Origin of the sequence: Candidatus Tumulicola sp. (assembly GCA_036490475.1) — a bacterium.
Classification (GTDB): Bacteria; Vulcanimicrobiota; Vulcanimicrobiia; order Vulcanimicrobiales; family Vulcanimicrobiaceae; genus Tumulicola.
The window spans coordinates 80,155-106,770 of record DASXDT010000004.1 but is presented as its reverse complement, the minus strand read 5'-3'; the positions used below and the strand labels follow the sequence as shown (position 1 = coordinate 106,770).

Below are 26,616 nucleotides of genomic sequence, written 5' to 3'. Positions count from 1 at the left end.
CATGAGCGACTCGTTCTTCAAAGACGTCGAGAATCGTATGGGCAAGTGCGGTGAGGCGACGCAAGGCGACTTTGCTACGATTCGAACCGGCCGGGCCACGCCCGCACTGCTGGATCGTTTGCAGGTCGAAGCGTACGGCCAGCCCGTTCCGCTCAACCAGGTAGCCGGAGTCAACGCGCCCGACGCACGTACGCTGACGATCACCGCCTGGGACAAAAGCGTCGTCCCGGAAATTCGAAAGGCGATCGAAAAGAGCGACATCGGGCTGACCCCCAACATCGACGGCACGACGATCCGCCTGATCGTGCCGCCGCTGACCGAAGATCGCCGCAAAGAGCTCGCCAAGGTCGTCAAGAAGAAGGCCGAGGATGGCCGCGTAGCGGTCCGCAACGTGCGGCACAAGGCGCACGACGACATTAAGGTGCAGCTCAAAGCCGGCGACATCACCGAAGACGAATCGAAGCGCATGCAAGATACGCTGCAGAAGCTGACCGACCGCTACGTGAAGGAAATCGACGGTCTCGCTGCCGCCAAAGAAAAAGAAATAATGGAAGTGTGAACGAGCTCGTGCTGCTCCCGGAGGTCGACGCTCGACGCGCCCTCGACGCCCGCCGCTTACGGGTATCGTTGCTCGCGCCCTTCGGGCACTGGGTCGGGCGCGGAACGCTGCGCGTTCTGCGCGTGATTTCCGGCGACGATCGAACGGAGCTTACCGTCGGTTACGAGTCGTACGAACGCGTAGACGCACTCTTCGACGATCCGCGAGACTCCCAATGATCGACCCCGCTTCCGCCGTCGAGCTACGGCCGGCCGCCGTTCCGCGGCACGTGGCTATCATTATGGATGGCAACCGGCGCTGGGCCAAGATGCGGCGACTGCCGGCAATCGAGGGACACCGCCGCGGGATTGTAGCCTTGCGTCGAACCACCCGGGCCGCCAGCGACGCCGGCGTCGAGGTGTTGACGGTTTACGGATTTTCCACTGAGAACTGGAATCGCGACGCGCGTGAGATCTCGCTGTTGTTCGACCTGTGCGTGTATTTCGCGCGCAGCGAAGTCGACGAATTGCGTCGTAACAACGTACGCGTCCGTGTGATCGGTGACTGGGAATCGCTGCCTCCGCGCCCGCGCGCCGCACTGCACGACTTACAAGCGTCGACCGCGCACAACGACGGACTGCTGCTCAACCTCGCGGTCAACTACAGTTCCCGCGCAGAGCTCGAACGCGCCATTCGCGCGATCGCAACCGACGTCGCCGCCGGGCGCATCGCCCCGGAGGCCGTGGACGACCAGCTGATTCAGCGCTATCTCTATACCGCGGGACTCCCCGAGCTCGACTTGTTGATCCGGCCGGGCGGCGAGCGGCGGCTCTCGAACTTTTTATTGTATCAGGCTGCCTATGCCGAGCTCGTGTTGAGCGATGTCTTTTGGCCCGACTTTTCCGGCGACGATCTGATGCACGCATTGGGCGAATACGGGCAGCGCGAGCGCCGTTTCGGAGGAGCGTGACCCTCCGCCGCGTCGTCGTCGGATTCGTGGTGGCGGTCATTGGATTTGCTTGTACGCTGTCACCGTGGACGTTCGATATATTGCTTCTGGGAATCGGATTCGGCGCTATCTACGAACTGAACGCGCTTTGCGAGAGAAAAGGCCAACCACTCGAGTATCCGGTTGCAGTCCTGGGTGTATGCGCCTACATCGTGATGGCCGCGTTCGGCGTGTTGCATCGTTGGGAAGGCGTGCTGCTTGCCGGAATCGTGGTGGCGGCGTTCTGCATCGGGATGTACGGCGAACAAAAGGGTTATTTCGCGCGCACTGCCTACACGTTACTCGCCGTTTTGTATATCGGCAAGTTGCTGACGTATTTCGTGTTCGTGCGCGCGATCGACGGCAACGGACTATGGCTGACGTTCTATGTGATTCTGACGATCGCCCTAACCGACATTTTCGCGATGGTCATCGGAACGGTTGTCGGACGGCATCCGCTCACGCAGATCTCTCCGAAAAAGACCGTCGAGGGGTCGGTCGGAGCGCTGGTCATCGTGACCGGTTTCGCTACAGCCGCGACGCTCGTTCCGCAGCTGCATTTGGTGTGGTGGCAGGGCGTGGTGCTCGGATCGCTGACGTCCGTCGCCGCGCAACTGGGCGACGTCGTCGAGTCGGCGCTCAAACGTGATGCCGGCGTGAAGGATGCCGGAGCGATGATCGTTGGTCACGGCGGAGTGCTGGACCGCTTCGATTCGTATTTGTTCGGCGGCGTAACGTTTTTCGCGCTACTGCACGTCGTTGGAGTGTTGCAAGTATCGTGAAGCGACGGCGTGTAGCCATTCTCGGCTCGACCGGCTCGATCGGTACGCAAGCCTTAGACGTCATATCGGCGCATCCCGATCGCTTTACGGTCGTCGGCCTCGCTGCCGGGCGCAACGTTTCGCTGTTGCGCGAACAAGCCGAGCGATTCCGGCCCGGAATCGCGACGACGGCCGAAGACGGGCCGCAAGCTCTGCTGCGCGTTGCGCTCGAATCGAAGCCCGACGTGCTCTTGGCCGCCACCGATGGCGCGGTCGCGTTCGACGCCGTGTTTGCCGCAGTGGAGCGTGGCATCGACATCGCGGTTGCGAATAAAGAATTAATCGTTGCTGCCGGCGAGTTGTTGGTTGCGGCGGCGTCGGCGAGCGGTTCGTCTCTTCTGCCGGTCGATAGCGAGCACAGCGCCATCTTTCAGTGTTTGGAAGGCGAACGTCGCGAGTCCGTGCGCGAGATCGTGTTGACCGCCTCCGGCGGGCCGTTCTGGCGCTGGTCCGCAGAGGAGATCGCCTCGGCGGGCGTCGAGGCCGCCTTGACGCATCCCACGTGGAATATGGGGACGAAAAACACCATCGATTCGGCCAGTATGATGAATAAAGGTTTGGAAGTGATCGAGGCCAGCCGATTGTTCGGGTTGCCCGGCGAGCGGGTGCGATTTGTGGTCCATCCGCAGTCGATCGCACACGGCTTCGTTATTTTCACCGATGGAAGCGTCAAAGCGCAGCTCGCGGCTCCCGACATGCGGGTGCCGATCGGGTACGCGCTCGCCTATCCGGACCGCTTGCCCGGAACGCCTTCGGGCTGGCAGGACGAGTCGGTGCTGGATGCCATCGGCGGCCGGGGCGAGGCGCCGCTCCGCTACGATTTTGAAGCCGCCGATCCAGTGCGCTTTCCGTGCGTGCGATTAGCGTACGAGGCCTTGGCCGCCGGGGGGACGGCTCCAGCGACCCTGTCGGCCGCCAATGAAGTCGCGGTCGCTGCGTTCGTCGAACGAAAGATCGCGTTTGGAGAGATCCCGACCGTCATCGAAACGGCGATGTCCGAAACGGGCCGCGCCGAGCTGACGCTCGAAGAAATCCGCGTCGCCGATCGGACCGCTCGCAGCGCGGCCGAACGGATCGTGCAACGCATGGAAAGGCCCGTGTGTCGTTAGCCGTTGTGAACCTCGTCGGCATCGAGAAAGTCGTAACGTTTCTGGCCATGTTATCGGTGCTCGTGGTGCTCCACGAGTTCGGCCACTTTATCGTCGCGCGTCGATCCGGCGTTCGCGTCAACGAGTTTGCGGTCGGTATGGGTCCCAAACTTTTGGGTTGGACGTCGCCACGTAGCGGGACCCTCTATTCGATACGGTTGCTGCCGATCGGCGGTTACTGCGCGATGCAGGGTGAGGATGGCAAGTCTTCCGAGGCCGAGCAGCAGCGCGAGTTCCGCACCACCGAAACCACGACGAGCGACAACTTTCAAGCCAAGTCGCCGTGGCAGCGGCTGGCCATCGTGCTGGCCGGTCCGGCCGCCAACTTTTTGCTCTGCTTCCTGATCTTACTGATTTCGGCCATCACCTTCGGTGTTTCCGGAAACGGTATGCAGCCGGTCGTCGGAATTCTGGTCGCAGGCTCGCCCGCCGCCGCCGCCGGGATGCGGGCGGGCGATCGCATCGTCGAACTCAACGGCCGTCCGATCGCCAGCGGCACGGCGTTGATCGACACCATCCATGCGTCGCTCGACAAGAAGCTCGACCTGGTGTACGAGCGTAATGGCCAGCGCGCTGAAGTCTTCGTCGTGCCGAAATTGTGTCCGATAGCCGGGAAAAAATTTGGATGCATTGGCTTTACGCCGGTTCCCGTGTACGAACGCGTGGGACTCGGCACGGCTATCACCACCAGCGCAAAGCAGTTTGGCGACATCGCCGACCAAACCGTCGGAAGCATCGTGCTTCTGGCGACGCACTTTAAACAGTACGCGCCACAAATATCCGGCCCGATCGGCATGGGCCAGGTCGCGACGACGATCGAAGATTGGGGCTGGGGGCCGTACTTTTGGCTGGGAGCGACGATTTCGTTCGCGCTCGGACTCTTTAATCTGTTGCCGATTCCCGCGCTGGACGGAGGGCGCGCGGCGTTCATCGTCGCCGAACTGCTTCGCGGACGCCCGGTCGATCCCGAAAAAGAGGCGATGGTACACGTTGCCGGATTCGCCGCGTTGATGGCGCTGATGCTGATCGTCGCATTCCACGATATCGCTCGCATCGCGAGCGGAAACGGAGTCATGTAGTCGTGTTACGTTTGCGTCGTCAAAGTAAGCCGATTTTTTTACAGAATAAGACGGGCAAAGCCGACGCCAAAAGCGTTTGGATCGGCGGCGATCATCCGATTGCCGTTCAGTCGATGACCACCACCGATACGGCCGACTCCGACAAAACGCTCGAGCAAATTTACGGTCTGGCCATGGAAGGTTGCGAAATCGTCCGCGTGACGGTCAAGGATCCGCCCGACGCAGCCGGACTTCCGGCGATCGTGTATCGCTCGCCCGTTCCGATCGTTGCAGACATTCACTTCGATCACAAGATGGCGCTTGCGGCCATCGAAGCCGGTGTCGCTAAACTGCGCCTCAATCCGGGCAATATCCGCGACCCCAAGAAGGTAGCCGAAGTCGTAACCGCAGCGAAAGCGCGCGGTATTCCGATTCGCGTCGGCGTCAATTTGGGTTCGCTGGCGCCCGACCTGGAGAAGACGCTGGGCCTCACCGCCGAAGCGATGGTGCAGTCGGCATTGCGGCATGTCGAGATGCTCGAGGAGCACGGCCATACCGACATCGCAATTTCTCTCAAAGCACACGACGTCCTGACGACCGTCGAAGCCTACCGGCTGATGGATCGCCGGCTTCGCGAGCGCGAAACGCCGTACGCCCTCCATCTCGGTATCACCGAAGCGGGCATGCTGCGCGACGGAACGATCAAGTCGTCGATCGGCTTGGGCATTCTGCTGTTCGAGGGCATCGGCGACACCCTGCGCGTATCGCTGGCCGACGATCCGATCGAGGAGGTCCCGGTCTGCTGGGGCATCCTGAAATCACTTGGATTGCGCGAAAAAGGCTTCGAAATAACGGCGTGCCCCTCGTGCGGACGTGCGGAGATTTCCGTGCTCGAACTCGGCCGCTCGGTCGAAGCGATCGCGAAGTCATATAACGCGCCCGTCAAAGTCGCCGTCATGGGTTGCGTCGTCAACGGTCCGGGCGAATCCAAGATGGCCGACGTCGGCGTCGCCGGCGGCAAAGGCAAAGGCGCGATCTATCGCGCCGGCGAGTTGGTCGGCACCTATCCGGAGAGCGAATTGCTCGGCATGTTGCGGCTGGAAATCGAAAAAGTGATCGCCGAGAAGTATCCCGATTTCTCGCACGAAATCGGCGCCGCCACGTGACCTATCGTCCGCTCGGCGCGAAGGCATTGCTCGCGATCGTCGTATCCGCGACGTTCGCTTCGGCCCTGGTGGCTTTCGCACGGCCGGTTGAGATGCGGATCGACGGCACGCGGTTGGCGTCCGACGTGTCGCCGATCGCGACCACGTCCAATCACGTCTTTGTTCCCTTGCGCACGGTTGCCGAAGGCGTCGGCGTACGCACGATTCAGCATGCCAATGGTGGAGTCGACGTGGTGCGTGGAGCGCGATCGTTGCACGTGAAGGTGGGCGAGACCGCCGCGGCCATCAACGGCCACCCGCTGATGCTCGAGCATCCACCCTTTCGCGTGCGTGGCCGCGTGATGGTCGACCTCAACGTTTTAGCCGATGCGTTCGAGTTGCACGCGAACTACGATCGCGGCGCCCAGCGCATCGACGTTCGCACGATCAGATAAAAGCCGCGTACCGGTGCGCTAGATGTAGTCTGGCAGTCCCGCGGGTTCCTCGACGGCGGTAATTTCGGCCGGATTCGATTTTCGGAACCCGTACGAGAAGAAGAAGATCAGCCCGACCACTAGCGCGATGGAAAACCATACCCACGTCGTGCGTGAGAGCCCGAAGATCGCTAAAAACAGCGAGCACAAAATTCCCAAGATGGGGAAGAGCGGGACGAATGGCACGCGGAAGCTGCGGGGTAAATCGGGCTTGCGCTTGCGGAGGTACAGCACCCCTGCGCAGACGACCGAAAACGCGATAAGTGTGCCGATGTTGACCAGGTTCAGCAGGTTGTTCAGCGGCACGATCAGCGAGAGTATCGCTACCGCGACGCCCGTGACCATGGTCGTACGCAACGGCGTCTTGAACCGCGGGTGAATGACTGCGACCGCCGGCGGGAGCATCTTATCGCGCGCCATCACGTAAAAAATTCGCGATTGACCTAACAGCGAAGACAGTGCGACGCTGGTCGTTCCCGCCAGCACGCCGATCGTAATGACCCAGTTCAGAATCGGCATATGCAGCGGAGCGAGCGCGTAGACGAGCGGGTTTTTAATCGGAACGTGATTCCACGGCACCGCTCCGACCAGGACGATCGCGGTCGCGCAATACACGATCGTGCCGACCGCCAGGGCGCCCATGACGCCGACCGGTACGTCGAACTTTGGATTCTTGCACTCTTCGGCCGTCGTCGTGGCAGTGTCGAATCCGATGTAACTAAAGAAGACGAACGCGCCCACCGCGATGATTCCGTACGGTTGCGCCGACTCGGCCGCGCCGCCGAACGGGTGCAGCGTTCCCCAACCGATCGGGTTGAAATCGTGCAAATTCGACGCGTGGAATAAGAACAGGCCCGCTACGACAAAAACGAACAGCGCCGACAGCTTTAGAACGACAAAGATGTTGTTGGTGGTGGCGGACTCGCGGATACCGATCGAGAGCAGCACGCTGAGCGCTAGGACGAACAGCGCGCTCAGAACGTCGCATTGCGAGTGAAGCAGGTCCCAACTGCCTGGATTCCACCACGGCCCGTTGATGATCAGATTCGACTGTTGCGCCCAATACGGCAACGCTAAGCCGATCGATTTCATAACGTCCTGGAGCGACGCCGAAAACTGCTGTGCGACCGGTGCGGCGCTGATCCCGTACTCGAAGATGAGCGCGAAGCCGATGATCCACGCAAATAATTTGCCCATGGTCGCATAGGCGTACGTGTACGCGCTGCCGGCCACGGGAACCATCGCGCCCAGCTCGGCATAGCACAAGGCTGCAAAAAACGACGTTATGCCGGCCAGTAGGTACGAGATGATGACCGCCGGTCCCGCGCCCTTGACGCCGGTACCGATGGTGGTGAAGATGCCGCCGCCGATCATCGTACCGATGCCGATAGCGATCAAATCTTTGGCGGTGAGCGCGCGCCGCAGAATCTTCTGGCTTCCAAGCTCGCGAAGCTTATCGACGCTGGTCGTGGCGAACAACGCGCTGCGAAACGACATTCAGCCTGCGGTTCGCAGGGGTACCAAGCTAGTCCCCTGCAGGCGGCTGGGCCCTCGATGTCCAGCGATGTTCTGGAACTCCGAGTCCGTCGTTGATCCAACGCGCCCAAGCGAACAGCGCGTCGGAAAGCCGGTTCAGATAGCGTACCGTTTCTGGCGACACGGTAGAATCATCACGACGCAGCGAGAGCACGCGGCGCTCGGCGCGCCGGCAAATCGTGCGAGCCAGGTGGAGCGCAGCTCCGGCATCCGATCCGCCGGGATGGATGAAGGTCTGCAACGGCGGAAGATCGGCGTCGGCTTCATCGATGGCGCGTTCGAGTGGCGCAATTTGCGAAGGGCCCATCGTCGGCATATCGTCCCAACGCTTTGCGGGCGGCGTAGCAAGTTCGGCTCCGAGATCGAACAGCGTGTCCTGCGTCCACGAGAGCCATGCGTCCAGGCGCAGCGCGCGCGGTACGTCGTGCGCGCGGAGGGCGGCGCGAACGACGCCGATCGCACTCGACAGCTCGTCGACCGTCCCATAGCCTTCGATCCGCTTGGAATCTTTGTGAATACGCTCGCCACCGACCAGGCCGGTGCTGCCATCGTCGCCGGTGCGCGTATACAATCGGGTGCGTTTCGTCATCGGATAAGCCTTCGCCGCGCGATGCTCCGGCTCCGAGTGGGAGGCCGGCGCCTAGGGTCGCGCGAAGCCGGGCCGGTCATGTCGCAATCGCAAGCGGCGGTCGTTCGGGAAATTCCCCCGAAAGCGGCCGATCTTTCCGCCTGGTATACCGCCGTCTGCCTGAAGGCCGAACTCGTCTCCTATTCCCCGGTCCGCGGCTGTGTCGTGCTGCGCCCCTACGGCTTCGGAATGTGGGAAAACCTGCAACGGGATCTCGACATACGCTTCAAGGCGACCGGGCATGAAAACGCCTACTTCCCGCTGCTCGTTCCCGAAAGTCTCTTAATTAAAGAAGCCGAACACGTGGAAGGCTTCGCGCCCGAAGTCGCGTGGGTTACGCATGGAGGCAGCGAGGAGCTGACCGAGCGACTGGCCATTCGTCCGACGTCCGAAGCCATCATCGGAACGATGTACGCGCAGTGGGTCGAGTCGTATCGCGATCTTCCGATTCTGATCAATCAGTGGGCGAACGTCGTGCGCTGGGAAAAAGCCACGCGTCCGTTCTTGCGCACGATGGAGTTTTTGTGGCAAGAGGGCCACACGGCGCATGCGACCGCCGCGGAGGCGCGCGAAGAAACGTTGCGCATGCTCGACGTGTACGCGCATTTCGCTCGCGAGGTTGCGGCGCTACCGGTATACGAAGGCATCAAGAGCGCGAGCGAACGGTTTCCCGGCGCCGTCGAAACGTATTCGATCGAGGCGCTAATGCCCGACGGCCGCGCCTTGCAATCGGCCACGTCGCACGATTTGGGACAAAACTTCGCTCGCGCGTACGACATTACGTTCGCCGACGCCGACGGCACGATCAAGCACGCGTACACGACGTCGTGGGGCATGTCGTGGCGGATGCTCGGCGCGGTGATTATGATGCATGGCGATGACCGCGGGTTGCGCGTTCCGCCCAAGTTAGCGCCCATCGAGGTTGTGTTCGTCCCGATCGTTCGTTCCGGCGACGAACGTGCGATCGCGGCCTGCCGCGACGCTGCCGCAGTGTTGTCCGCCCGCGGACATCGCGTTCGGGTCGACGCCCGCGACCATCAGCCTGGTTGGAAGTACGGCGAGTGGGACGTGCGCGGCGTGCCGGTGCGCGTCGAGCTTGGCCCCCGTGACGTCGACGCGGGAACTGCTGTCGTCGTTCGACGCGATCGCGACAAGGGAGCCGAAGGGCAAAAAACCACGATTGCCTTGAGCGATCTGCCGGACGTATTGCCCGGTTTGCTCGACGAAATTCAACGGTCGCTCTACCTGCAGGCCTCGGAGTATCTGCATTCGCATACGGTGGCGCCGCGCGAACGTGAGGCGTTTTTCGCGATGTGCGCCGAACGTGCTGGAATGATCGATATTCCGTGGTGCGGCCGGGCCGATTGCGAAGCTACGGTCAAAGCGCAAACCGGAGCGACGACGCGCAACCTTCGCCCGCTGTCGCGGCCGGGAGCTAACTGCGTCGCGTGCGGGGAGCCGGCGATCACGGACGCCTATTTTGCGCAGTCGTATTAATCGCGTATCGCTCGCACTCGCGTGCGCGATGATTGCGCCGGCTGCCGGCGCGTCGCCGGCATTTGCCGCTTCCCCGTCGGTCGCGGAGCTGGATGCTAGCGCGCGCGCGTCGGGCAATCGTCTGGATATCGCGACCCAGATCGGCGACCGCGTTTTTGCCTCGATGCTGCCGGCGCAAGTGAGCCAAATCTCGGCCAACGAATTCGGAGGTCATCTGGTGCTCGGAATCCGGATGTGGGGCGTGAAATTTCACAAGCCGATCACGCAACGGGAGTTCGTCGACCAAGTCGCATGGCTGATTCGTACCGCCTTCGCAATCGCGCCGTCCGCAGAAGAAGTCGACGTTTGGACCAGCGTCCCGATCGATGTGACGCGCGACATTATCGTTAGTGGCGACTTGGCTCGCCCGACCTCGCGAGTGGTGTTCACGTTATCCGTCCCGCACGCGGCGAGCGATGCCGCGACGATCACGCGCCTCGCCGCCGGTGACGCTGCGTTTTGGGACCGCGAGTGGGTTCGCAGCGCCTTTCTAAAGGCCACCTCGTAATGTATCGCAAAAGCACGCTGCCAAACGGATTACGCGTCATTACCGAGCGTATGCCGTCGGTGCGCTCGGCGACGATCGGCGTGTGGGCCGATGTCGGCTCGTCGCTCGAGCTGCACGAACGCCGCGGCGTTTCGCACATGGTCGAGCATATGCTGTTCAAGGGCACCAGCCGCCGCAGCGCGCGCGACATCGCGCAAATCATGGATGGGGTCGGCGGTAACCTGAACGCCTTTACCGATAAAGAAGCGACCTGCTATTACGCAAAAGTGATGGATCGCCATTTGCCCCTCGCCCTGGACGTGCTCTCCGATATGTTTTTGCACTCGTTGTTCGACGCCGGGGAGCTGGCCAAAGAACGGCAGGTCGTGCTCGAAGAAATTAAGATGTATGAAGACTCCCCGGACGAGTTGATTCACGATCTATTCTTGCAAACGATGTGGAATGGATCGAATCTCGGCGAGCCGACGATCGGCTTCGCCGAAACCGTTTCGGGCCTAACGCCCGACGATCTACGCTCGCACATGCGCGAGCGATATGCGCCGAACTCGGTCGTGGTCACCGCCGCCGGAAACGTCGATCACGACGAGTTCGCACATCGGGTCGAGCGTGCGTTCGCAGAATTTTCCGGCGTTGGTCGGCCGTTCGTTTTAGAAACGCCCGCGATGACGCCGGCCCGAGCGATCAAACAAAAAGACTCCGAGCAAGCGTATTGTATCCTCGGGACGCAAGGGTTATCGGCGACCGACGATCGCCGCTACGCATTATCGGTACTCGATACGATGCTCGGCGGTGGAATGTCCAGCCGCCTTTTTCAAGAGATTCGCGAGAAGCGCGGACTGGTGTACACGGTGTATTCGTTTCAAGCCGCCTATCGCGCCGCCGGACTGTTCGGCATATACGCTGGAACGTCCCCAAAAAACGTTTCCGAATGTGTCGACCTGATGGTTGCGGAGTTGCAAAAACTGCGCGAAGCACCCGTCGAATCCGACGAACTGACGCTGGCAAAAGAGCACATTAAGGGAAGTTTGACGCTGTCGCTCGAGTCGAGTTCGAGTCGCATGATCCGTTTAGGACGCAACGAGTTCGCATTCGGGCGGCAGATCGAGCAAGAAGAAATCGAGCGCCGGATCGATGCGGTCACGGCCGCCGACGTCGTGCAACTGGCCACCGAGCGGTTCGATCCCGGCAATCTGGGGCTTTGCGTCGTCGGCCCGGTCGAAGAGTCGACCATTTCCTGGAGTCGTGACGCAGCCTAACCCGAGCGTGCTCGTCGGCGTCCACTTTTGGACCTGGCAACTCGTTATCGCGCTGCTGATCAACGCGATCGTCCAAGCGATTCAGATCGGCGCCTATGCGGCACGACTGGCCGGCGTTAGAACGGGCCGCATCGCGACCTCCACGTCGTTGTTCAATCTCTTCGTTACGGCCAGCCGGCTAGCGACGCTGGTCTATACGCTGATGCTGGGCCCACTGTCGGACACTGCCGGTAATGCGGTGCGCTCGTTACTCGCGCATAACTCGCCATTCTCGCTGCCGATCCGGTTGGAGCTGGTTGGGGCGGTACAGCACACGTTCGAATGGCAGCTGCGAGCGATCATTATCGCCGGGACGGTCGGGACGGCCATCGGAAGTATGTTGCTGCCGACGTTCACGTACTTGTACGTCCGCGGCGTCCGTTCGTTCGAGCGGACCAAGTCGATGCCCCACTCGATCGTGCGTATCTTCTCTCCGCGCGTGATCGGGGATCTTTTTCGGTCGCTGCGGATGCCGCGTTTCTCCGAGATTCGTGGATTTTCACTGAAGGGAATCCCGCGGCGCCTGCTGGTGTTCAACGTGGTCGTCACCGGCGTGTACGCAATCGGCGTCGTGGCGGCGTACTATGCCAGCGTTCTCGACGTCAACGTGACGCGTACGGCCATCGGCATCTCGGGAATCATCAATGGCATCGGGACGGTCGCCTTCACGTTCTTCGTCGACCCGACGTCCTCGATCATCGTGGATGAAGCGGTGAAAGGCGAGCGCGATCACGAGGAGGTTCGCTCGATGGTATTCTACCTGTCCGTGACGGCCATCGCCGGCTGGGTGCTCTCGCAACTGCTGCTGTGGCCGGCGGCCGAGGTGATAAAGATCGTGGCTCATTTGGTAAATCATGGCGGGTAAGCGAATCCGGTTGCTTGCGGCGGCCGCCGCATGCGTCGCCCTGTCGGGCTGTGCGGGGTCGATTCAGCATTGGATCGTGAACGTGCGGGTCCATCAGGGATCGCAGGCGCTTGCCGTTGGAAACGTGCGCGACGCAGAATTATCGTATCGTCTGGCTTTGCGGGTCGATCCGGAGGACCCGCGCGCCCGCGCCGGCTACGTCCGCGCGGCCGCGGCATACGCACAGTCCGAATACGCGCGCGGCAATTTCGACGACGCGCTTGCGACGATCGGCGACGGCCTGCGGTACGATTCGCAGAGCGTTCGGCTGGCGGCACTCAAACGTACGGTAGACGAAGCCAGACTGCAACGCGAGATCGTCGTATCGAACTACCCCACATTTCGTGAGACGGGCATGCAACTGCAGCGAGCATACGCACAGCTCGATTTGACAAATAAGCTGCTGTTGCGTAGCCTGAGGCGGTTTCAGTACACGTTCGACGCGAGCGATTTAAGCGATGCAATTAAACGAAGCTACGAGATGCAATTGGATTTGGTCAAGAACGGTAATCATCTCATTTCCTACCGGCAGTTGGTGACGTCGGGCGTGCGCCCTGCGGCCGGTGAGGCTGCCGAAACGACCGGCGCGTCGATCCTACCGCTGCCCTAAGGAGACCGATGGAAGTCTGGATCGAATCGCTGCCGACCGCGGGCGCCGGTGTCGTGATCGTCGGTGGCTTTATGCTGCTGACGATTACCGTCGGCTACCTCGTGGATCGGTTCGCATCTCGCGAAGTGCGGATGGCCCACAACGACCTGGCGGGGTTTATTCTCGCCGTGATCGGCGTCGTGTATGCCGTTTTGCTTGCGTTCGTGACGATCGGAGTTTGGGAACGCTACCAACAGGCCGAGGCGCGCAGCTTCGACGAGGGTACCAAGCTCTCCGTAATCTACCGCGATGCCGATCAGTTTCCACAATCGCGGGAACTGCGCGAAGCGGTGCGCGCGTACACCGAATCGGTGATTAACGACGAATGGCCGTTGATGCGGCATGGCGGTCAATCGGCCAAAGCCGATGCGTTGCTGGAACGCGTCGATTTGATCGTCCGCGCACTGCCCGTCGACGGTCCGGGGCGGCAAGACGTGCACGCCGAAATGTTGGAGTCCGTCAACTCCGCGCAAACCGACCGCGATACGCGACTCTCCGAAGACTCTACCGGAATCGACCCTTTGCTGTGGATCGTGCTGGTGTCTGGAGCGGTTATAACCGTGGGTTTTACGTTTTTGTTCGGATTCCGTCACAGCTTGATGCAGCAGTTGATGACTGGTTCCTTAGGATTATTAATCGCAATGGTAATGTTTCTCACGGTCGCGCTGAACTATCCCTATCGAGGAAACATTTCGGTTCCACCGGAGGCTTTTCACAGCGCCATAAAAACCTTCGACGCGATCGGGCCCTAGGGAGTTTGAGCGAGTCCGGGAGGCGCAACGCGACAAACGTTCGCCGCATCTAAGAACGCGCGGCCCTGCCCCCGCCGTTCGGCGACGCGAAACCCTCGCCAGAAACGGTCCGCACCGGGAAGTATCCGTTGCGGATCGGTGATGTAGACCGGCCAGTCCGTGTTTGCGCCGGCCATCGGAAAGCGCTGGAGCCACGCGCACAATTCGACGTTGCGGCGCAGGCGATTATCCTCGACCGAAATGAAGTATCGCGCCCCCTTGCGGATGGCGCTCTGTTCGTCGAACGGCGTCCACAGCAGCGGATCTTCTTCCCAGCCGAAGCGGTCGATGTAATACTGTACGTCCGGCCCGTAATGTCCGAGCACGATAACCGCACTTGGCGGTAACCACCGATCGAGCGCGACCGCATCGGTATACGCGCGCACGTTGTATTTGTAATACGGAGCAACTGCCGCACGTCCTTGAATAGTGACGCCCGCAACGGCCAGCAGCAACAGCGCACCTAATGCCCACCGCCCGGCCGGTGCAACGTCGGCACGACGCAGCATCGATACGTAGCGTGCGGCAGCGCCGCCGATTGCCAGCGCGCAAAGCGGCAGCAGCGAATAGGCGTAATAATCGACGTGCTCGACGGTCATGACCACGAAAACGTAGGCGAGCTCGGCGACAAGCCACGACCACAACAACATGGAGTTCTTCGTTCGCGACCACGCCAGTACGGCGAAGCCGGCGATCGCCAGCACGAAGCCGGCGGTCCCGAGCATGGTCGTACGGACGAGGCCGATCGCGTTGCCGAATGCTGCCAACTTGGCCAACAACGCGCCCGGGCTGGTAAGCGCCTGCCGCAGCGCCGGAAGCACGTGGAGCGTTGTAATGCCGCTGGCCCAGTGCCATTCTGCATGCGACGAAACGATATGGTCGTACCATCCGAGTAGGATCGCCGGCGCGATCAGTAGCGCTGCAACCGCGCCGGCATTGGTTGGCCGCCCGGCGCGATACCGAAGGACTAACAGCGCGCAGACTGGGACGATCGCGACCACCGCTACCGGCTTCGCCAGGTAGGCCAGCGCGAGCAGCGTAGCGGGCAGCGCAACCTGCGGCCAGCGAAACGGCCGCACGTCCATCAAGGCGCGGTCGCATGCGTACAGCGCAGCGGTGAGAAAAAAGACCATGGCGGTGTCGGGCATAAACGTTCGCCCGTAATATACGCTGCCCGGAAAAACGGCGTAGAACGCGGCCGCACACAACCCAGCCGTCGCGCTCCCGAAGATCCGGCGGCCGAAGTATGCCAGCGTCACGATCGTTCCGAGACTGAACAGTATCGTGAACGCGCGACCGATCCATACGTGCACACCGGCGATTCGATAGACGACGGCGCTGAGAAACGGAACGATCTGCAGTTCCAACTCGACGTAGTTGGGTGGTGGGCCGTTATATGTGGTTTGCGGATAGAAGACGTTGAACCGGAGCTGCGCAAAATTGCGCGCGATCGCCGCGGTGTCGCCTTGCCGCCATCCCGGATGGTCCAAGATGGGATGGCCGATCCCGCTTAGACGTAAGCACAGCCCGGCGAGTACGATCGCCGCGAGCACCGCCGGCCACCAGCGCGCCAGGGCCAGCGGCGTCGAGGCCGGCGGCCGGCTTAGTTCACGTGTTTGAACGTCCAATATTTATTCAGAAAGAAGTTGATGAAAATGCCCGAGACGTTGGCGACGAACCACGTTTTATGACCGTGGCCGAACCACGGGCTGACCGCCGCCGACACGAGAAGGCCGACCGCCAACGCGACGGTCGATACCGATAAGAACTGTGCGCCCTCCCGCACGATGTTTCGCGTCGAGCGAAACGTCCAAATGCGGTTGAGATAGTAATTCGAAACGCCGCCCGCCAGAAATGCCACCGTGTAAATGATGTTGTATTCGAACGGGCGCGCGTGTCCCGGTACGACCTTCTGCAGCAACGTGAACACGATCAGGTTCATCGTGAAACCGGTCGACCCGACCAGCCCGAACTTGATGAACTGCCGGACACCCCGGCGCGAGGTCACCGGGGCCACCGCGCTACGCAACCCAATACCAATTGGCGAACAACACCGTATACAGTCCTAACAACGGTAGTGAAAAAGCCGAGATCAAGTTGTTGACCCAGCGGCGCTCGCCCCAGCGAGCGAAGATGACGAACATCGGAAAGAGCACCAGAGCGAAACGCGGCATCGACATCAGGCTCGACGTCGACATCGGCACGAGGATCGACAGCGCCATGTACGCGATGTACGACGGCCGCAGGCTCTTCCAGCCGAACGCCAGTACTCCCAGCATCAGCAACGTGAAGGCGATTTCCAGCGATTGATTGGCGATGAGAAGGGCGGTCGTGGCATGCGCGATCTTCTCGAATGCATTGATGACGCTTACCCATGGAAACGCCAGATGTCGATTCCAGTGAATCTGCACGTGCGAGAAATACAACGGATCCGCACGCAGCACCCACAGATACGCCATGTAGGTCACGAGACCGAGGGGAATCAGCCCGGCTGCCAGCACGCCGAACGGTGACGCCGTCCGCGCGCGCATCGCCGCGAACCATTCCATAATAAACGGAACGATCAGGAGCACGCCCTCGACCCGGCTGAGCGCCGCAAAAAATCCGATCGCTCCCGCGATCCACCAGCGGCCGGCGCGCATGTAGTAAAACGACGCGACGGTCAGCATGAAAAAGAGCGACTCGGTGTAGACGGCCGAGAAGAAGACGGCGGTAGGAAAGATCGACACATAAAAGATCGCGCGCCGCGCAACCGCCCGGTCGTATTCGCGTTCGAGCAAACGATACAAAAACAGCAGGCCGAAGAAAAACGACGCATTCGAGATAAGCAATCCCGCAACGAGGTGGTTTCCGGCAAAGGCGCCGACCAGCTTGATGAGGAGCGGATAGAGGGGGAAGAACGCCATATCGGTGCCGAGATAGCCGCGAGTCGCAATATCGATGTAGTGAACGGCATCCCAACGTCCCCACACCGACAGCAGGACGTGCTGCGACTCTTCGATGTGCGTTCCCGGGCGCTGTCCGATGATGACCGCCGCAAGTTCGGCGATGACGATGATTGCGGCACGCGTCGCCACGAAATCGAGTAGCACTTCCCGGACGGTTTGGTTGAACCGGGCCGCAATCAATAGTTTGGCGACGCAGAACAACGCCGTTGCAAGCAGCAGCAGTCGCGCCCCGTGCGTCACTTGCGGCGGAAGCACGAACGTTAGCCATAAGAGTAAGAACGGCAGCCAGGTCGCCGCGTCGTATTGCAAAGAACGCCCGAGCGACAATCCCGTTCGGCGTGCGAAAAAGCGACAATACTCGCTCCAGACCACGATCGCGAGAGCCGCACCGGCCACCAGGCCGGCCAGAAGCGTGAGTTCCGCCACGGCCGCGCGCGAGGGAACGGCCAGGGCATACCACGCGAAGAAGCCTAACGTCGCACCCGACGCACCGACGAACGACGCCCATAGCCATTGCGGCACGATCGACTCGCCGAAACGCGTCGCGAACGCTTGCAGCGACGGCGCGGGTTGCATACTAGCAGACACGGTCCCCGAAGTTTAAGAGGATATGCGCCGCTTCCCTTGTAGCCCATGAATATGGCGCGAGCTTCCGCACGAGCGGATTTGAACCACCCGGTTCATTCCTTGGACTTCGTTAAAGTGACCGAAAGTGCGGCGCTGGCAGCATCGCGCTGGATGGGCCGGGGCGAGCGCGATGCTGCCGACGGCGCCGCCGTCGAAAAGATGCGCGAGACGCTCGGTGAGATGGAAATCGCCGGACGCATCGTGATCGGAGAAGGCGAACGCGACGAAGCGCCGATGCTCTATATCGGCGAAGAAGTCGGTCTCGGCGGGGTGGAGGTCGACATCGCAGTCGACCCGGTCGAAGGCACGAACCTGGTTGCCAACGGGCTGCCCAACTCGATCGCCGTGATGGCGATTGCAGAACGCGGAGGCCTGCTGCACGCGCCGGATTCGTACATGAAGAAACTCGCGGTCGGTGCGAAAGCCGCGCCGTACGTGCATATCGATGCTCCCGTTCGCGAAAATCTGGAAGCCGTCGCCAACGCGCTCGAAAAACCGATCAACGACGTGTGCGTCGTGATTCTCGATCGGCCTCGTCACGCCGATCTCATTCGCGAAGTACGCGAGGTCGGCGCTCGGATTCGGTTGATTTCCGATGGCGATGTCGATGCGTGCATCGCGACGGCGATCGAAACGACCGGCATTCACGTCGCGATGGGAACCGGCGGCGCACCCGAAGGCGTGCTGGCGGCGGCCGCCATAAAATGCTTGGGCGGTAACTTTATGGGCCGCTTAGAACCGCGGAATGCCGAAGAGGCCGAGCGCGCAATCGCAATGGGGTTCGGTTCGCTCGATCGCGTGTTGGAACTCGACGATCTGGTTATGAGCGACGACGTCGTGTTTTGCGCGACCGGAATCACCGACGGCGATTTGGTGCGCGGCGTGCGTTTCTACGGAAACCAAGCGCGCACGCACTCGATTCACGTGCACTCGGCCGGAACCGTCCGGTTTATCGAATCGATTCACCGGCTCGGCGCCCGATCCGGCCGCTAATCCGGCTCCGGTAATGCAACGCACGCACGACATGGTCGTGATCGGCGCCGGCTCGGGCGGATATGCCGCCGCTCGCACGGCCAAAGATTTTCACTGCAACGTTGCCTTGGTCGATCCCGGGCCGCTCGGGGGCTTGTGTATTCTACGTGGGTGCATGCCGAGTAAAGCCTTGATCGCGACGAGCGACGCCATCGACGACGTGCGTCACGCATCGCAGCTCGGTATCGAGGTCGACCGGCCAATCGCCGATATGCCGTTCGTCGCTCGCCGCAAGCGTGCGCTCGTCAAAGAATTCGCCGACTATCGCATCGGCGGCATTGAGGAGTTTCCGCTCTACTCCGGCGCTGCGACGTTTCTCTCCGAAACCGAGTTGGCCGTTGGCGAGGACGTGCTTCGAGCGCGCAAGTTCGTCATCGCAACCGGCAGCGCGATCACGCCTTCGGAGTTGCCGGGCCTTGCGGAAACCGGTTATGTCGACAGCGATGGCGTACTCGATTTAGAAGAGATTCCACGCTCGGCGATCGTGCTCGGCGGCGGTTATACCGCCTGCGAGCTCGGACAGTTCTTGAGCCGGATGGGCGCCGAAACGACGATGATCATCCGCAGCGGCCACTTGCTGACCGAGACGGACGACGATATCGGCGAAGCGCTGACTGGATATTTTCGCGAAGAAGGCATTCGCGTGTTCGAGCACGCGTCGTTGTCGCGTGCGTTCGTGCGCGACGGCAAGAAAGTGATTGCGTTTTCGGTCGACGGCGAAGAGCGAGAAGTGGCTGCCGAGCAAATCTTTTACGCGCTGGGACGAAGGCCGATGGTCGAGGGTCTGCAACTCGATCGAGCGGGCGTGCGATTCGATCCCAAGAGCGGCATCGAGGTCGACGAGCACCTTCGCACCAGCAATCCGAACATCTACGCGGTGGGAGATGTCACCGGGCGCTACATGCTGGTGCACGTAGCGATTTATCAGGGTGAAGTGGCATCCAGGCACGCGTGCACCGGAAACGACGAACGCGCCGATTATCGATTGGTTTCCGCGCACACCGTGTTTACCGATCCACAGGTTGCCGTCGCAGGCGCTACCGAGAAAGAACTACGCGCTAAGAAGATAACGTACGTCGTCGGCCGCTACGACTTCGCGGAGCACGGCAAAGCGCAGTGTTTGGGAAAGACCAAGGGCTTCGTAAAGATGATGGCCGACCCGACGGATTGCCGGATGCTCGGCGCGGCGGTCATCGGGCCGCAAGGGTCCGAGTTGATTCACGAAACGATCGTCGCGATGGAGTTCGGGGCGACCGTCACGCAATTTATGCGCATTCCGCACCTGCATCCGACGTTGGCCGAGATTTGGACGTATCCGGCGGAAATTTGCGCGTCGCAAGTGGGTTTGCGGCGCCCCGGCGACGAGCAGATCGAGATAGCAACGAGCGTTACCGGTGCCGGCTAGCGAGCGCGTGCGCGCCGCCCTCGTACAGATGAAACCGGCCAAGGGCCGGTACGCCGAAAATCTCGCTACCGCAGGCGAGGCTTTTTCCGAACTCGCTCCCGATCGACCCGAGCTGATCGTGTTCCCCGAAGCCGCATTCACCGGCTACTTCCTCGAAGGAGCGGTGTACGATCTCGCGCGGACGTCGGACGCGTTCGCCAACGATTTGGCGGCGGCGTGGGGCGCGGCGTGCGGCGACGCTGGAGTCGACCTCGTGGCCGGCTTTTTTGAAAACGCCGGCGGAACGTTTTACAATAGCGCGATCTACGTTCGCATCGAAAGCGGCCGGCCGCACATCGTGCACGTGCATCGTAAATTGTTTTTACCAACGTACGGTGTGTTCGACGAAGAGCGATTTCTTTCGCGCGGTCGCGACGTCGGCGTGTTCGACAGCGTTGCCGGACCGGCGGCGATCGTCGTTTGCGAGGATGCGTGGCATGCCGTGGTTCCGACGCTCGCCGCGATCAAAGGGGCCCGCATCTTGATCGTCCCGAGCGCCTCGCCGGGGCGCGGCATCGATAACGGCGGAAGCGGCGAGCTTACGAGCGTCACGCGTTGGCGAAACACCTTGGCGGATACAGCCGCAGAACACGGGATCTTCGTCTTGTATGCCGGGCTCGCCGGCTTCGAAGGCGGGAAGGGCATGACCGGCAACTCGTGCGTCATCGACCCGTGGGGTACGGTGCTCGTGCAAGCGCCGGCGCTCGGGGCTTGCATCGTTCGAGCCGACTTGGATCTGCGCGAGGTCGTACTGGCCCGCGCCAACCTGCCGCTGCTCGGCGATCTGCGAGCGGTATTACCAGATCTACTGTTGGACGATGCGTGGCCGGTTTCGCGCAATCGCAATGACGGTGACGTTTCAGCGGATTGAAGCGCGGCTCGCGCACGAGCCGCCCGGGATCGACACCGCACTCGCAGCCGAATGGCTCGTCGATTTTTTGCGTGACGAACTGCAACGCCGTCGTGGAATCGATCGAGCCGTTCTGGGACTGTCGGGAGGTATTGATTCGGCGGTTACCGCGTTCTTGTGTGCTCGCGCGCTCGGCTCGAACAACGTGCACGCGTTTCGATTGCCGTACGCCACATCCAGCAAATCGAGCCTGGACGATGCGCAGTTGGTCGTCGATGCCACCGGCATTCACTGTCGCACCATCGAAATAACGGCCGCTGTCGACGGCTATCTCCAGTTCGAACCCGACGCAAGCGCGCGTCGCCGGGGAAACGTGATGGCGCGTACGCGCATGGTGGTGCTGTTCGATCAATCGGCCAAACTCGACGCGCTTCCGGTCGGAACCGGAAACAAGACGGAACGATTGTTGGGGTATTTCACGTGGCACGCCGACGACGCGCCCCCGGTCAATCCGATCGGTGACTTGCTAAAAACCCAAGTGTGGGCCTTGGCGCGCTATCTCGGCGTGCCCGAACAACTGATCGATAAGGCGCCTAGCGCCGATCTCGAGGCCGGACAAACCGACGAGGTCGATCTCGGAATATCGTACGCTCGCGCCGACGCAATCCTGAATTTTCTGTTGCTGGGATACGACGACGTCCAACTCACAGCTCGCGGATTCGACGTGCACGACGTACGATTGGTTCGACGGCTGGTCGACGCAACGCACTGGAAACGGCATTTACCGACGACGGCGATGCTGACCGGCACGGCGATCAACGAGTTCTACTTGCGTCCGGTCGATTTTTAGACCCGTCGTGGCGAGCGTCGAATGCATCGCGGTCGGCACGGAGTTGCTCCTCGGGCAACTCGTCGATACCAACACGCCCTGGATTGCGGGTCAGTTGTCGTCGATTGGAATAGACGTACTCGGGACGCACGCGATCGGTGACAATCGCGAACGGATCGCGGCGGTCGTCCGCGACGTGTTGTCACGCCGGGATGGAGCGATCGTTACCGGCGGACTCGGCCCGACCGTGGACGACCTAACGAAGGAAGCCGTCTGCGATGCGCTCGGACTCGACACCGAACTGTACCAGCCGGCTTTGACGCACATGATCGCGGTATTCGAGTCGTTCGGCCGCCCCATGCCCGAAAACAATCGTAAACAAGCGCAACTTCCGCGGGGTAGCCGCGCGCTGGAGAATCCCAACGGAACCGCACCGGGATTCATCGCCTTCGCAAACGACGGAAAATTCGTAGCCTGTATGCCGGGCGTCCCGCGCGAGATGCAGCCCATGCTGCTGCAGCGGCTCGTCCCCTGGCTGCGCGAGCGTTTCTCGCCCGATGCGGCCATTTTTACCCGGACGATCCACACGATTGGAATCGGCGAGTCCGACGTCGACCGGCGCATCGAAGATGTGTTTCGCGCTGGAGAAAATCCCAAGATCGCCGTGCTCGCGCACGACGGGCGTACCGACGTGAAGATCATGGCGAAAGCGCACGATGCCGATGCGGCCGAGGCGGCGATCGCGCCGTTGCAGACCGAAATCGAACGTCGGCTCGACGGTTTCGTGTACGGTCGCGATGATGCGACGCTCGCGTCGGCGATCGCACGGTTGCTGGTCGACGGAACGATGCGGGTCGCAACTGCCGAGTCGTGTACCGGTGGACGGCTCGCCGCTGCGATGACGGAACGTGCGGGTGCGTCGCTCGCGTATGTCGGCGGCATCGTCGCGTACGACAACGCTGTCAAGGTATCGGCGCTGAACGTGCCCGCCCACACGATCGAGCGGGACGGCGCCGTCAGCCAAAGCGTGGTGGAAGCGATGGCGCGCGGCGCGTGCGCCGCATTTTCCGCCGACGTCGCGATCGCGACGACGGGCATCGCCGGTCCGGACGGTGGCACTCCGGAGAAGCCGGTCGGCGTAGTATGGTTCGCGATCGCCGCCTCGGATGGGACGATGGTTTCACGGCGTTTCGTCTTCCGTGGCGACCGCGTCGGAATTCAGACGCGAGCGACGACCTACGCCCTGGGGCTACTGTGGCGTTTTCTCCGCGGCGAACGCGAATGATCGCAGGTTAGACGGCCGAACCGAATCCGAGCGCAGCGAGAACGCGCTGCGTCGCGAGCGCCTGCGAGAAGGTGGGCAACCCGCTGGATTTGCCTTCGATCGCGAGAACGAACTGATCGTACAGTTCCATGAGCAACGGAACGTTGGCGTTGATCGAGGCGAAACGCGCGTAGGGTGAAGGTTTGCACTCCAACTCGCTCGTTTCTTCTTCGTCGATCGAGAATAGTGTCAGGTCGGTGACGGTGTCCCCGCTGGCAACCGCCGACCGGTCTTCACCGTGAATCGCACACGTATAGCTGTCCAACCCGGTCGCGGCATCGATGCATAATCGTGCGACGAGGCCGCCGCCATAGTCGACGATCGCGAACGCGCCATCGTCGACGTTCGATTCGAACGTTCCGCGCTCGTCGGTTCGTCGCGGGTTTGCGGTACGAAGCATTCCGACCGTGTTGCGCGGTTCGCGCCCCGACGTCCAGGTCGCCTGATCGATCATGTGAGAGAGCAGCGCTCCCGCCATGCCGCCTCCACGCTCGCGATCGAACCACCAACTACGCTCGCGCTGCACGTCGCGTCGCAGCGAGCGCCGCAGCGCCGTGACTTCGATGTCGCGCAGGGGGTCGAGATGCCGGTTGGCGACCAGCTCGTGCAACGCTTGGGCTTGCGGGACGAAGCGGAATTCGTGCGCGATTCCGCACGCGGTGCCGGCGCGCTTCGAACGCTCGACCATCGTTTCAGCTTGCGCGACGTTGAGGGCAAACGGCTTTTCGCAGAGCACGTGCTTGCCGGCATCCAGGCACGCATCGACGTCGTCGAGATGCGCGAAGGGTGGCGAGGCGACGGTCACCGCGTCGAGCTCGCACCCGGCGATCATCTCGCGGCAGGAAGCGAAGGCGTTGGGAATGTTGCGTTCGGCTGCGATGCGCTTCGCGCTCGACGGCGATGCCAACGCCACCACATCGAACCGCGGGTGCGCCAGCAACGCCGGCAGATGCGACGTGACGCCGAATCCCGATCCGACGATTCCGATCTTGTACCGTTCCATTAGTCGTTCTCCATTAGGCGGCGTTCGATCGTCTCGAGCGCATGCGAGAGATCGTCGAAGGCGATGACGAGCGGAGGACCGATCGTGACAACATTTCCGGTCGCTCCCGATTGGAGCAAGATGAGCCCGTCTTGCAGTGCATCTTTCACGAGTCGTTCTGCGCGCTCCGGCCGATCGAATTCGATTCCCCAGAACGCTCCGCGCCCGCGCACGTCGACCACACCCGAGAGGCCGGTCCATCGCCGCGACCGTTCTGCGATCGTCTCACCCAATCGCATGGCTCGTTCCGGCAGCGAGCGGTCTTGCACTTCATCGATGACAGCGAGTGCGGCCGCGCAACCCATCGGGTTGCCGAGATAGGTCGACGTGTGGAGCGCTTCTCCGCTGGAAACCGGCCACGCGTCCATGACCGTTTTCGATCCTACGGCGGCACTAATCGGAAATCCGCCGCCCATCGCTTTGCCGATGCAGAGTACGTCGGGAGCGATTGCATCGCGCTCGATCGCAAACCAGGTTCCCGTTCTTCCGAAGCCGGTGTAGATCTCGTCGACGATCAATAGGATTCCCCGGCGATCGCACAAGGATCGTAGCGCGGACAAGTAGCCGTCAGGCGGCACGATACAGCCGCCTCGGCCTTGAACGGGTTCGATCACGACCGCAGCGACGTCGTGCCACTCCCTGAGTTGTTCTTCGGTTGCAGCGATCGCCGCCGCTGCGTCGATGTCGTGGCCGGGATAATCGAGCCAGACCGTTCCGGCCGCAAATGCCCCCGCGAACGGCGCGCGAAATTTCTCGAGCCCACACACCGCGAGCGCTCCAAGCGACAAGCCGTGATAGGCACCGCGATAGGCGGCAAAGCGCGTGCGGCCGGTCGCGAGGACGGCGCTTTTACAAGCGGCTTCGACGGCTTCCGAACCGGTCGTCGCCAAAAACGTTCTCGACATGTCTCCCGGCAAAATGTCGTGCAGCCGTTCCAGCAGCCGGATACGCACTTCGGGCGGATGGACGTCGCCCATCGCGTGCGGAAGTAGCGCTGCTTGCTCTGAAATCGCACGTGCGACGCGCGGATTTGCGTGGCCGACGTTTGCCACCCCGAATGCGGACGTGAGATCGAGGTAGCGGTTGCCATCGCAATCATCGATAAACGCACCCGAAGCGCTCTGCCACACCACTGGAAAATCGTGGCTAATAGCCGTAACGTTGCGAGATTCGCGGACGCGCAAGCGATCTAACAACGCGCGACTGCGCGGACCTGGAATCGGCGTCCCGTTCGCCGAACGCTCACCGCTCATCGCTCACCCATCGCACGAATTCCGCGATTCGAGGCCTGCCGCCGTGCGGAGTGGATAGCGGCGGGTTCTGCAACGCGCCGAATGCAGCCACGCGCGCCGCGCCCGATGCGATCGCGGCGTCGACGATGTCGGCACGTTGCGAACTTGCGCTCCAGGCTTCGATCGGGAGCGCGTGCTGCCGAAGGTAGTCGGCCGCTTGCGACGGTGCGTCGACCGGGAAAACGGCGACCGTTCGAGGCAGAAAGTCGGGCGCACGTTCGAATCCGCCGTCGAAGACTGCCACATAACTTCGCGCTGCATCGGTGCGCACCGTGCCCTGCCCGTTCGCCGCGCGAAACGCTCCGAGATCGTGCGCCGCGGCCACCGCGGCAATCGCCGCCGGGTCGTTCCGCGAAGGCGGAAACTCAACTGCGGCGCGCTCCATTTCGCGCGCCAACGCCGAGAAAAAGTCTTCGGGCGAAATGGCGCCACCGCGTTCTACGAAAATCGTACGTAACGATAGGCAGCCTTCCGTGTCGTAGAGGACGGCGTCGCGCGCCGCCTCTCGAACCAGCGCTTCGACGTCGCCCTCGAGCGACTCTCGTGCGACGTAACCGGCGCTGGTTCGCGGGCCGTACGCGATGAAGCGGCTCTCGGCGGCGCACAGCGCGCGAATGGTTTCGAGCGAGGTTCGGTCGCCGAACGCTACGACCGTATCGAAATCGCGCAAATCTCGTTCGCTTGCGAAACCGTCCCAGGTTTGCGCGGCGATCCGTTGCGAAAGATCCGGCAGCTCTTCGAGCAGGGTACGAAAAAAAGCATCGACCATGTGATCTTCGCGATCCTTGACCATCACGTCGCATCCCGCGCAGATTGCGAAGACCGCCGGAACGATCGCGACGCCGATCGTCGTCCGGCTTGAAATGATGCACGTTCGTCCGGCCGGCAGCGCGCGCACCCGCATGCCGTTCCGGTCGACGAATCCATCCAGCGCGTCGAGCGACCCCAGTTCGCCCGCGATCGTCGCGACCAGCGCATCGTTAGAAATGGATGAAAACAATCGGTCCAACGCATACTCAGCAACGGGCGACGAATAGCCGGTTCTCCGGCTGACGGCCGCCAACGTACGAACGCGAGGGGGGAAATCGCCGTCGCTCCAGCGTCGCGCGGCATCCGAAACCGCCCGAATCACCGAGCGGACCGGACGTCGACCGGTCGTCATGCCTCCCAGGTTCGCGGAAAGCCAAGA

General features: G+C 61.9%; 27 protein-coding genes. 19 read left to right on the top strand and 8 right to left on the bottom strand.

Annotation, left to right across the window (positions count from 1 at the left end):
• Position 1 precedes the first annotated feature (1 nt).
• From frr to VGF98_03385, 8 genes are read left to right on the top strand one after another with little or no spacing between them, the layout of a single operon-like run.
• Positions 2 to 559, top strand: coding sequence for a ribosome recycling factor (frr, locus tag VGF98_03420; protein HEY1680672.1), 558 nt, complete (start codon positions 2 to 4; stop codon positions 557 to 559).
• A complete protein-coding gene (locus VGF98_03415; GenBank protein ID HEY1680671.1) occupies positions 556 to 777 on the top strand; it encodes a hypothetical protein in 222 nt (73 codons plus the stop codon). The genes frr and VGF98_03415 overlap by 4 nt, the downstream gene beginning before the upstream one ends.
• A complete protein-coding gene (gene uppS / locus VGF98_03410; protein ID HEY1680670.1) occupies positions 774 to 1,508 on the top strand; it encodes a polyprenyl diphosphate synthase in 735 nt (244 codons plus the stop codon). The genes VGF98_03415 and uppS overlap by 4 nt, the downstream gene beginning before the upstream one ends.
• Positions 1,505 to 2,308: a phosphatidate cytidylyltransferase gene (locus VGF98_03405; protein ID HEY1680669.1), complete on the top strand. Its 804-nt coding sequence runs from the start codon at positions 1,505 to 1,507 to the stop codon at positions 2,306 to 2,308. Before uppS ends, VGF98_03405 begins: the two co-directional genes overlap by 4 nt.
• Positions 2,305 to 3,456 (top strand): 1-deoxy-D-xylulose-5-phosphate reductoisomerase, encoded by a 1,152-nt coding sequence (locus tag VGF98_03400; protein HEY1680668.1) that lies wholly within the window; start codon positions 2,305 to 2,307, stop codon positions 3,454 to 3,456. Before VGF98_03405 ends, VGF98_03400 begins: the two co-directional genes overlap by 4 nt.
• A complete protein-coding gene (locus VGF98_03395) occupies positions 3,447 to 4,574 on the top strand; it encodes a M50 family metallopeptidase (protein HEY1680667.1) in 1,128 nt (375 codons plus the stop codon). Before VGF98_03400 ends, VGF98_03395 begins: the two co-directional genes overlap by 10 nt.
• Before the next feature lie 2 nt (positions 4,575 to 4,576).
• A complete protein-coding gene (gene ispG, locus VGF98_03390; GenBank protein ID HEY1680666.1) occupies positions 4,577 to 5,719 on the top strand; it encodes a flavodoxin-dependent (E)-4-hydroxy-3-methylbut-2-enyl-diphosphate synthase in 1,143 nt (380 codons plus the stop codon).
• A complete protein-coding gene (locus VGF98_03385; GenBank protein ID HEY1680665.1) occupies positions 5,716 to 6,153 on the top strand; it encodes a copper amine oxidase N-terminal domain-containing protein in 438 nt (145 codons plus the stop codon). The genes ispG and VGF98_03385 overlap by 4 nt, the downstream gene beginning before the upstream one ends.
• An 18-nt stretch (positions 6,154 to 6,171) precedes the next feature.
• Here the strand turns inward: VGF98_03385 and VGF98_03380 are convergent, their stop codons facing one another.
• Together VGF98_03380 and VGF98_03375 are read right to left on the bottom strand one after the other, a co-directional pair.
• On the bottom strand, positions 6,172 to 7,689 hold the full coding sequence (locus VGF98_03380; protein ID HEY1680664.1) for an amino acid permease: 1,518 nt from the start codon (positions 7,687 to 7,689) through the stop codon (positions 6,172 to 6,174).
• 28 nt (positions 7,690 to 7,717) lie between these two features.
• Entirely contained in the window at positions 7,718 to 8,317 is a 600-nt protein-coding gene (locus tag VGF98_03375) for a cob(I)yrinic acid a,c-diamide adenosyltransferase (protein HEY1680663.1), read from the bottom strand.
• Between the two features lie 78 nt (positions 8,318 to 8,395).
• Here VGF98_03375 and proS point away from each other — a divergent pair, with 78 nt between their 5' ends.
• From proS to VGF98_03345, 6 genes are read left to right on the top strand one after another with little or no spacing between them, the layout of a single operon-like run.
• The gene (gene proS, locus VGF98_03370) at positions 8,396 to 9,853 is read left to right on the top strand and encodes a proline--tRNA ligase (protein HEY1680662.1); all 1,458 of its coding nucleotides are present in this window, start codon (positions 8,396 to 8,398) and stop codon (positions 9,851 to 9,853) included.
• On the top strand, positions 9,837 to 10,400 hold the full coding sequence (locus VGF98_03365; protein HEY1680661.1) for a hypothetical protein: 564 nt from the start codon (positions 9,837 to 9,839) through the stop codon (positions 10,398 to 10,400). The genes proS and VGF98_03365 overlap by 17 nt, the downstream gene beginning before the upstream one ends.
• The gene (locus VGF98_03360) at positions 10,400 to 11,656 is read left to right on the top strand and encodes a pitrilysin family protein (protein ID HEY1680660.1); all 1,257 of its coding nucleotides are present in this window, start codon (positions 10,400 to 10,402) and stop codon (positions 11,654 to 11,656) included. Before VGF98_03365 ends, VGF98_03360 begins: the two co-directional genes overlap by 1 nt.
• Before the next feature lie 7 nt (positions 11,657 to 11,663).
• Entirely contained in the window at positions 11,664 to 12,560 is an 897-nt protein-coding gene (locus VGF98_03355) for a DUF2837 family protein (GenBank protein ID HEY1680659.1), read from the top strand.
• Positions 12,550 to 13,209 carry a tetratricopeptide repeat protein gene (locus VGF98_03350; GenBank protein HEY1680658.1) on the top strand — a complete coding sequence of 220 codons (660 nt, stop codon included), beginning with the start codon at positions 12,550 to 12,552 and terminating at the stop codon, positions 13,207 to 13,209. The genes VGF98_03355 and VGF98_03350 overlap by 11 nt, the downstream gene beginning before the upstream one ends.
• 8 nt (positions 13,210 to 13,217) lie before the next feature.
• Complete coding sequence (locus VGF98_03345; GenBank protein ID HEY1680657.1) at positions 13,218 to 14,000, top strand: hypothetical protein; 783 nt, start codon at positions 13,218 to 13,220, stop codon at positions 13,998 to 14,000.
• On the opposite strand, the gene VGF98_03340 is transcribed toward VGF98_03345, so the two are convergent.
• From VGF98_03340 to VGF98_03330, 3 genes are read right to left on the bottom strand one after another with little or no spacing between them, the layout of a single operon-like run.
• Positions 13,997 to 15,667 (bottom strand): glycosyltransferase family 39 protein, encoded by a 1,671-nt coding sequence (locus tag VGF98_03340; protein ID HEY1680656.1) that lies wholly within the window; start codon positions 15,665 to 15,667, stop codon positions 13,997 to 13,999. The two genes, VGF98_03345 and VGF98_03340, sit on opposite strands and share 4 nt — an antisense overlap.
• A complete protein-coding gene (locus VGF98_03335) occupies positions 15,643 to 16,047 on the bottom strand; it encodes a GtrA family protein (GenBank protein ID HEY1680655.1) in 405 nt (134 codons plus the stop codon). The genes VGF98_03340 and VGF98_03335 overlap by 25 nt, the downstream gene beginning before the upstream one ends.
• A gap of 13 nt (positions 16,048 to 16,060) precedes the next feature.
• A complete protein-coding gene (locus tag VGF98_03330) occupies positions 16,061 to 17,563 on the bottom strand; it encodes a mannosyltransferase family protein (protein HEY1680654.1) in 1,503 nt (500 codons plus the stop codon).
• A gap of 57 nt (positions 17,564 to 17,620) precedes the next feature.
• On the opposite strand from VGF98_03330, the gene glpX reads away from it, so the two are divergent.
• From glpX to VGF98_03305, 5 genes are read left to right on the top strand one after another with little or no spacing between them, the layout of a single operon-like run.
• Positions 17,621 to 18,607 carry a class II fructose-bisphosphatase gene (gene glpX, locus VGF98_03325; GenBank protein ID HEY1680653.1) on the top strand — a complete coding sequence of 329 codons (987 nt, stop codon included), beginning with the start codon at positions 17,621 to 17,623 and terminating at the stop codon, positions 18,605 to 18,607.
• A 13-nt stretch (positions 18,608 to 18,620) separates the two neighbouring features.
• Positions 18,621 to 20,051: a dihydrolipoyl dehydrogenase gene (locus VGF98_03320; protein HEY1680652.1), complete on the top strand. Its 1,431-nt coding sequence runs from the start codon at positions 18,621 to 18,623 to the stop codon at positions 20,049 to 20,051.
• The gene (locus VGF98_03315; GenBank protein HEY1680651.1) at positions 20,041 to 20,961 is read left to right on the top strand and encodes a nitrilase-related carbon-nitrogen hydrolase; all 921 of its coding nucleotides are present in this window, start codon (positions 20,041 to 20,043) and stop codon (positions 20,959 to 20,961) included. Before VGF98_03320 ends, VGF98_03315 begins: the two co-directional genes overlap by 11 nt.
• Positions 20,936 to 21,790 carry an NAD+ synthase gene (locus VGF98_03310; protein ID HEY1680650.1) on the top strand — a complete coding sequence of 285 codons (855 nt, stop codon included), beginning with the start codon at positions 20,936 to 20,938 and terminating at the stop codon, positions 21,788 to 21,790. Before VGF98_03315 ends, VGF98_03310 begins: the two co-directional genes overlap by 26 nt.
• 7 nt (positions 21,791 to 21,797) lie before the next feature.
• A complete protein-coding gene (locus VGF98_03305) occupies positions 21,798 to 23,054 on the top strand; it encodes a competence/damage-inducible protein A (GenBank protein ID HEY1680649.1) in 1,257 nt (418 codons plus the stop codon).
• A 7-nt stretch (positions 23,055 to 23,061) separates the two neighbouring features.
• On the opposite strand, the gene VGF98_03300 is transcribed toward VGF98_03305, so the two are convergent.
• Genes VGF98_03300 through VGF98_03290 form a run of 3 tightly spaced genes read right to left on the bottom strand, consistent with a single transcriptional unit; the run spans position 23,062 to position 26,589 of the window.
• Positions 23,062 to 24,096, bottom strand: coding sequence for a Gfo/Idh/MocA family oxidoreductase (locus VGF98_03300; GenBank protein ID HEY1680648.1), 1,035 nt, complete (start codon positions 24,094 to 24,096; stop codon positions 23,062 to 23,064).
• Positions 24,096 to 25,388 (bottom strand): aspartate aminotransferase family protein, encoded by a 1,293-nt coding sequence (locus VGF98_03295; GenBank protein HEY1680647.1) that lies wholly within the window; start codon positions 25,386 to 25,388, stop codon positions 24,096 to 24,098. Before VGF98_03295 ends, VGF98_03300 begins: the two co-directional genes overlap by 1 nt.
• Positions 25,378 to 26,589, bottom strand: a complete 1,212-nt coding sequence (locus VGF98_03290) for an acyl-CoA reductase (protein HEY1680646.1) — start codon at positions 26,587 to 26,589, stop codon at positions 25,378 to 25,380. The genes VGF98_03295 and VGF98_03290 overlap by 11 nt, the downstream gene beginning before the upstream one ends.
• Positions 26,590 to 26,616: the final 27 nt, after the last annotated feature.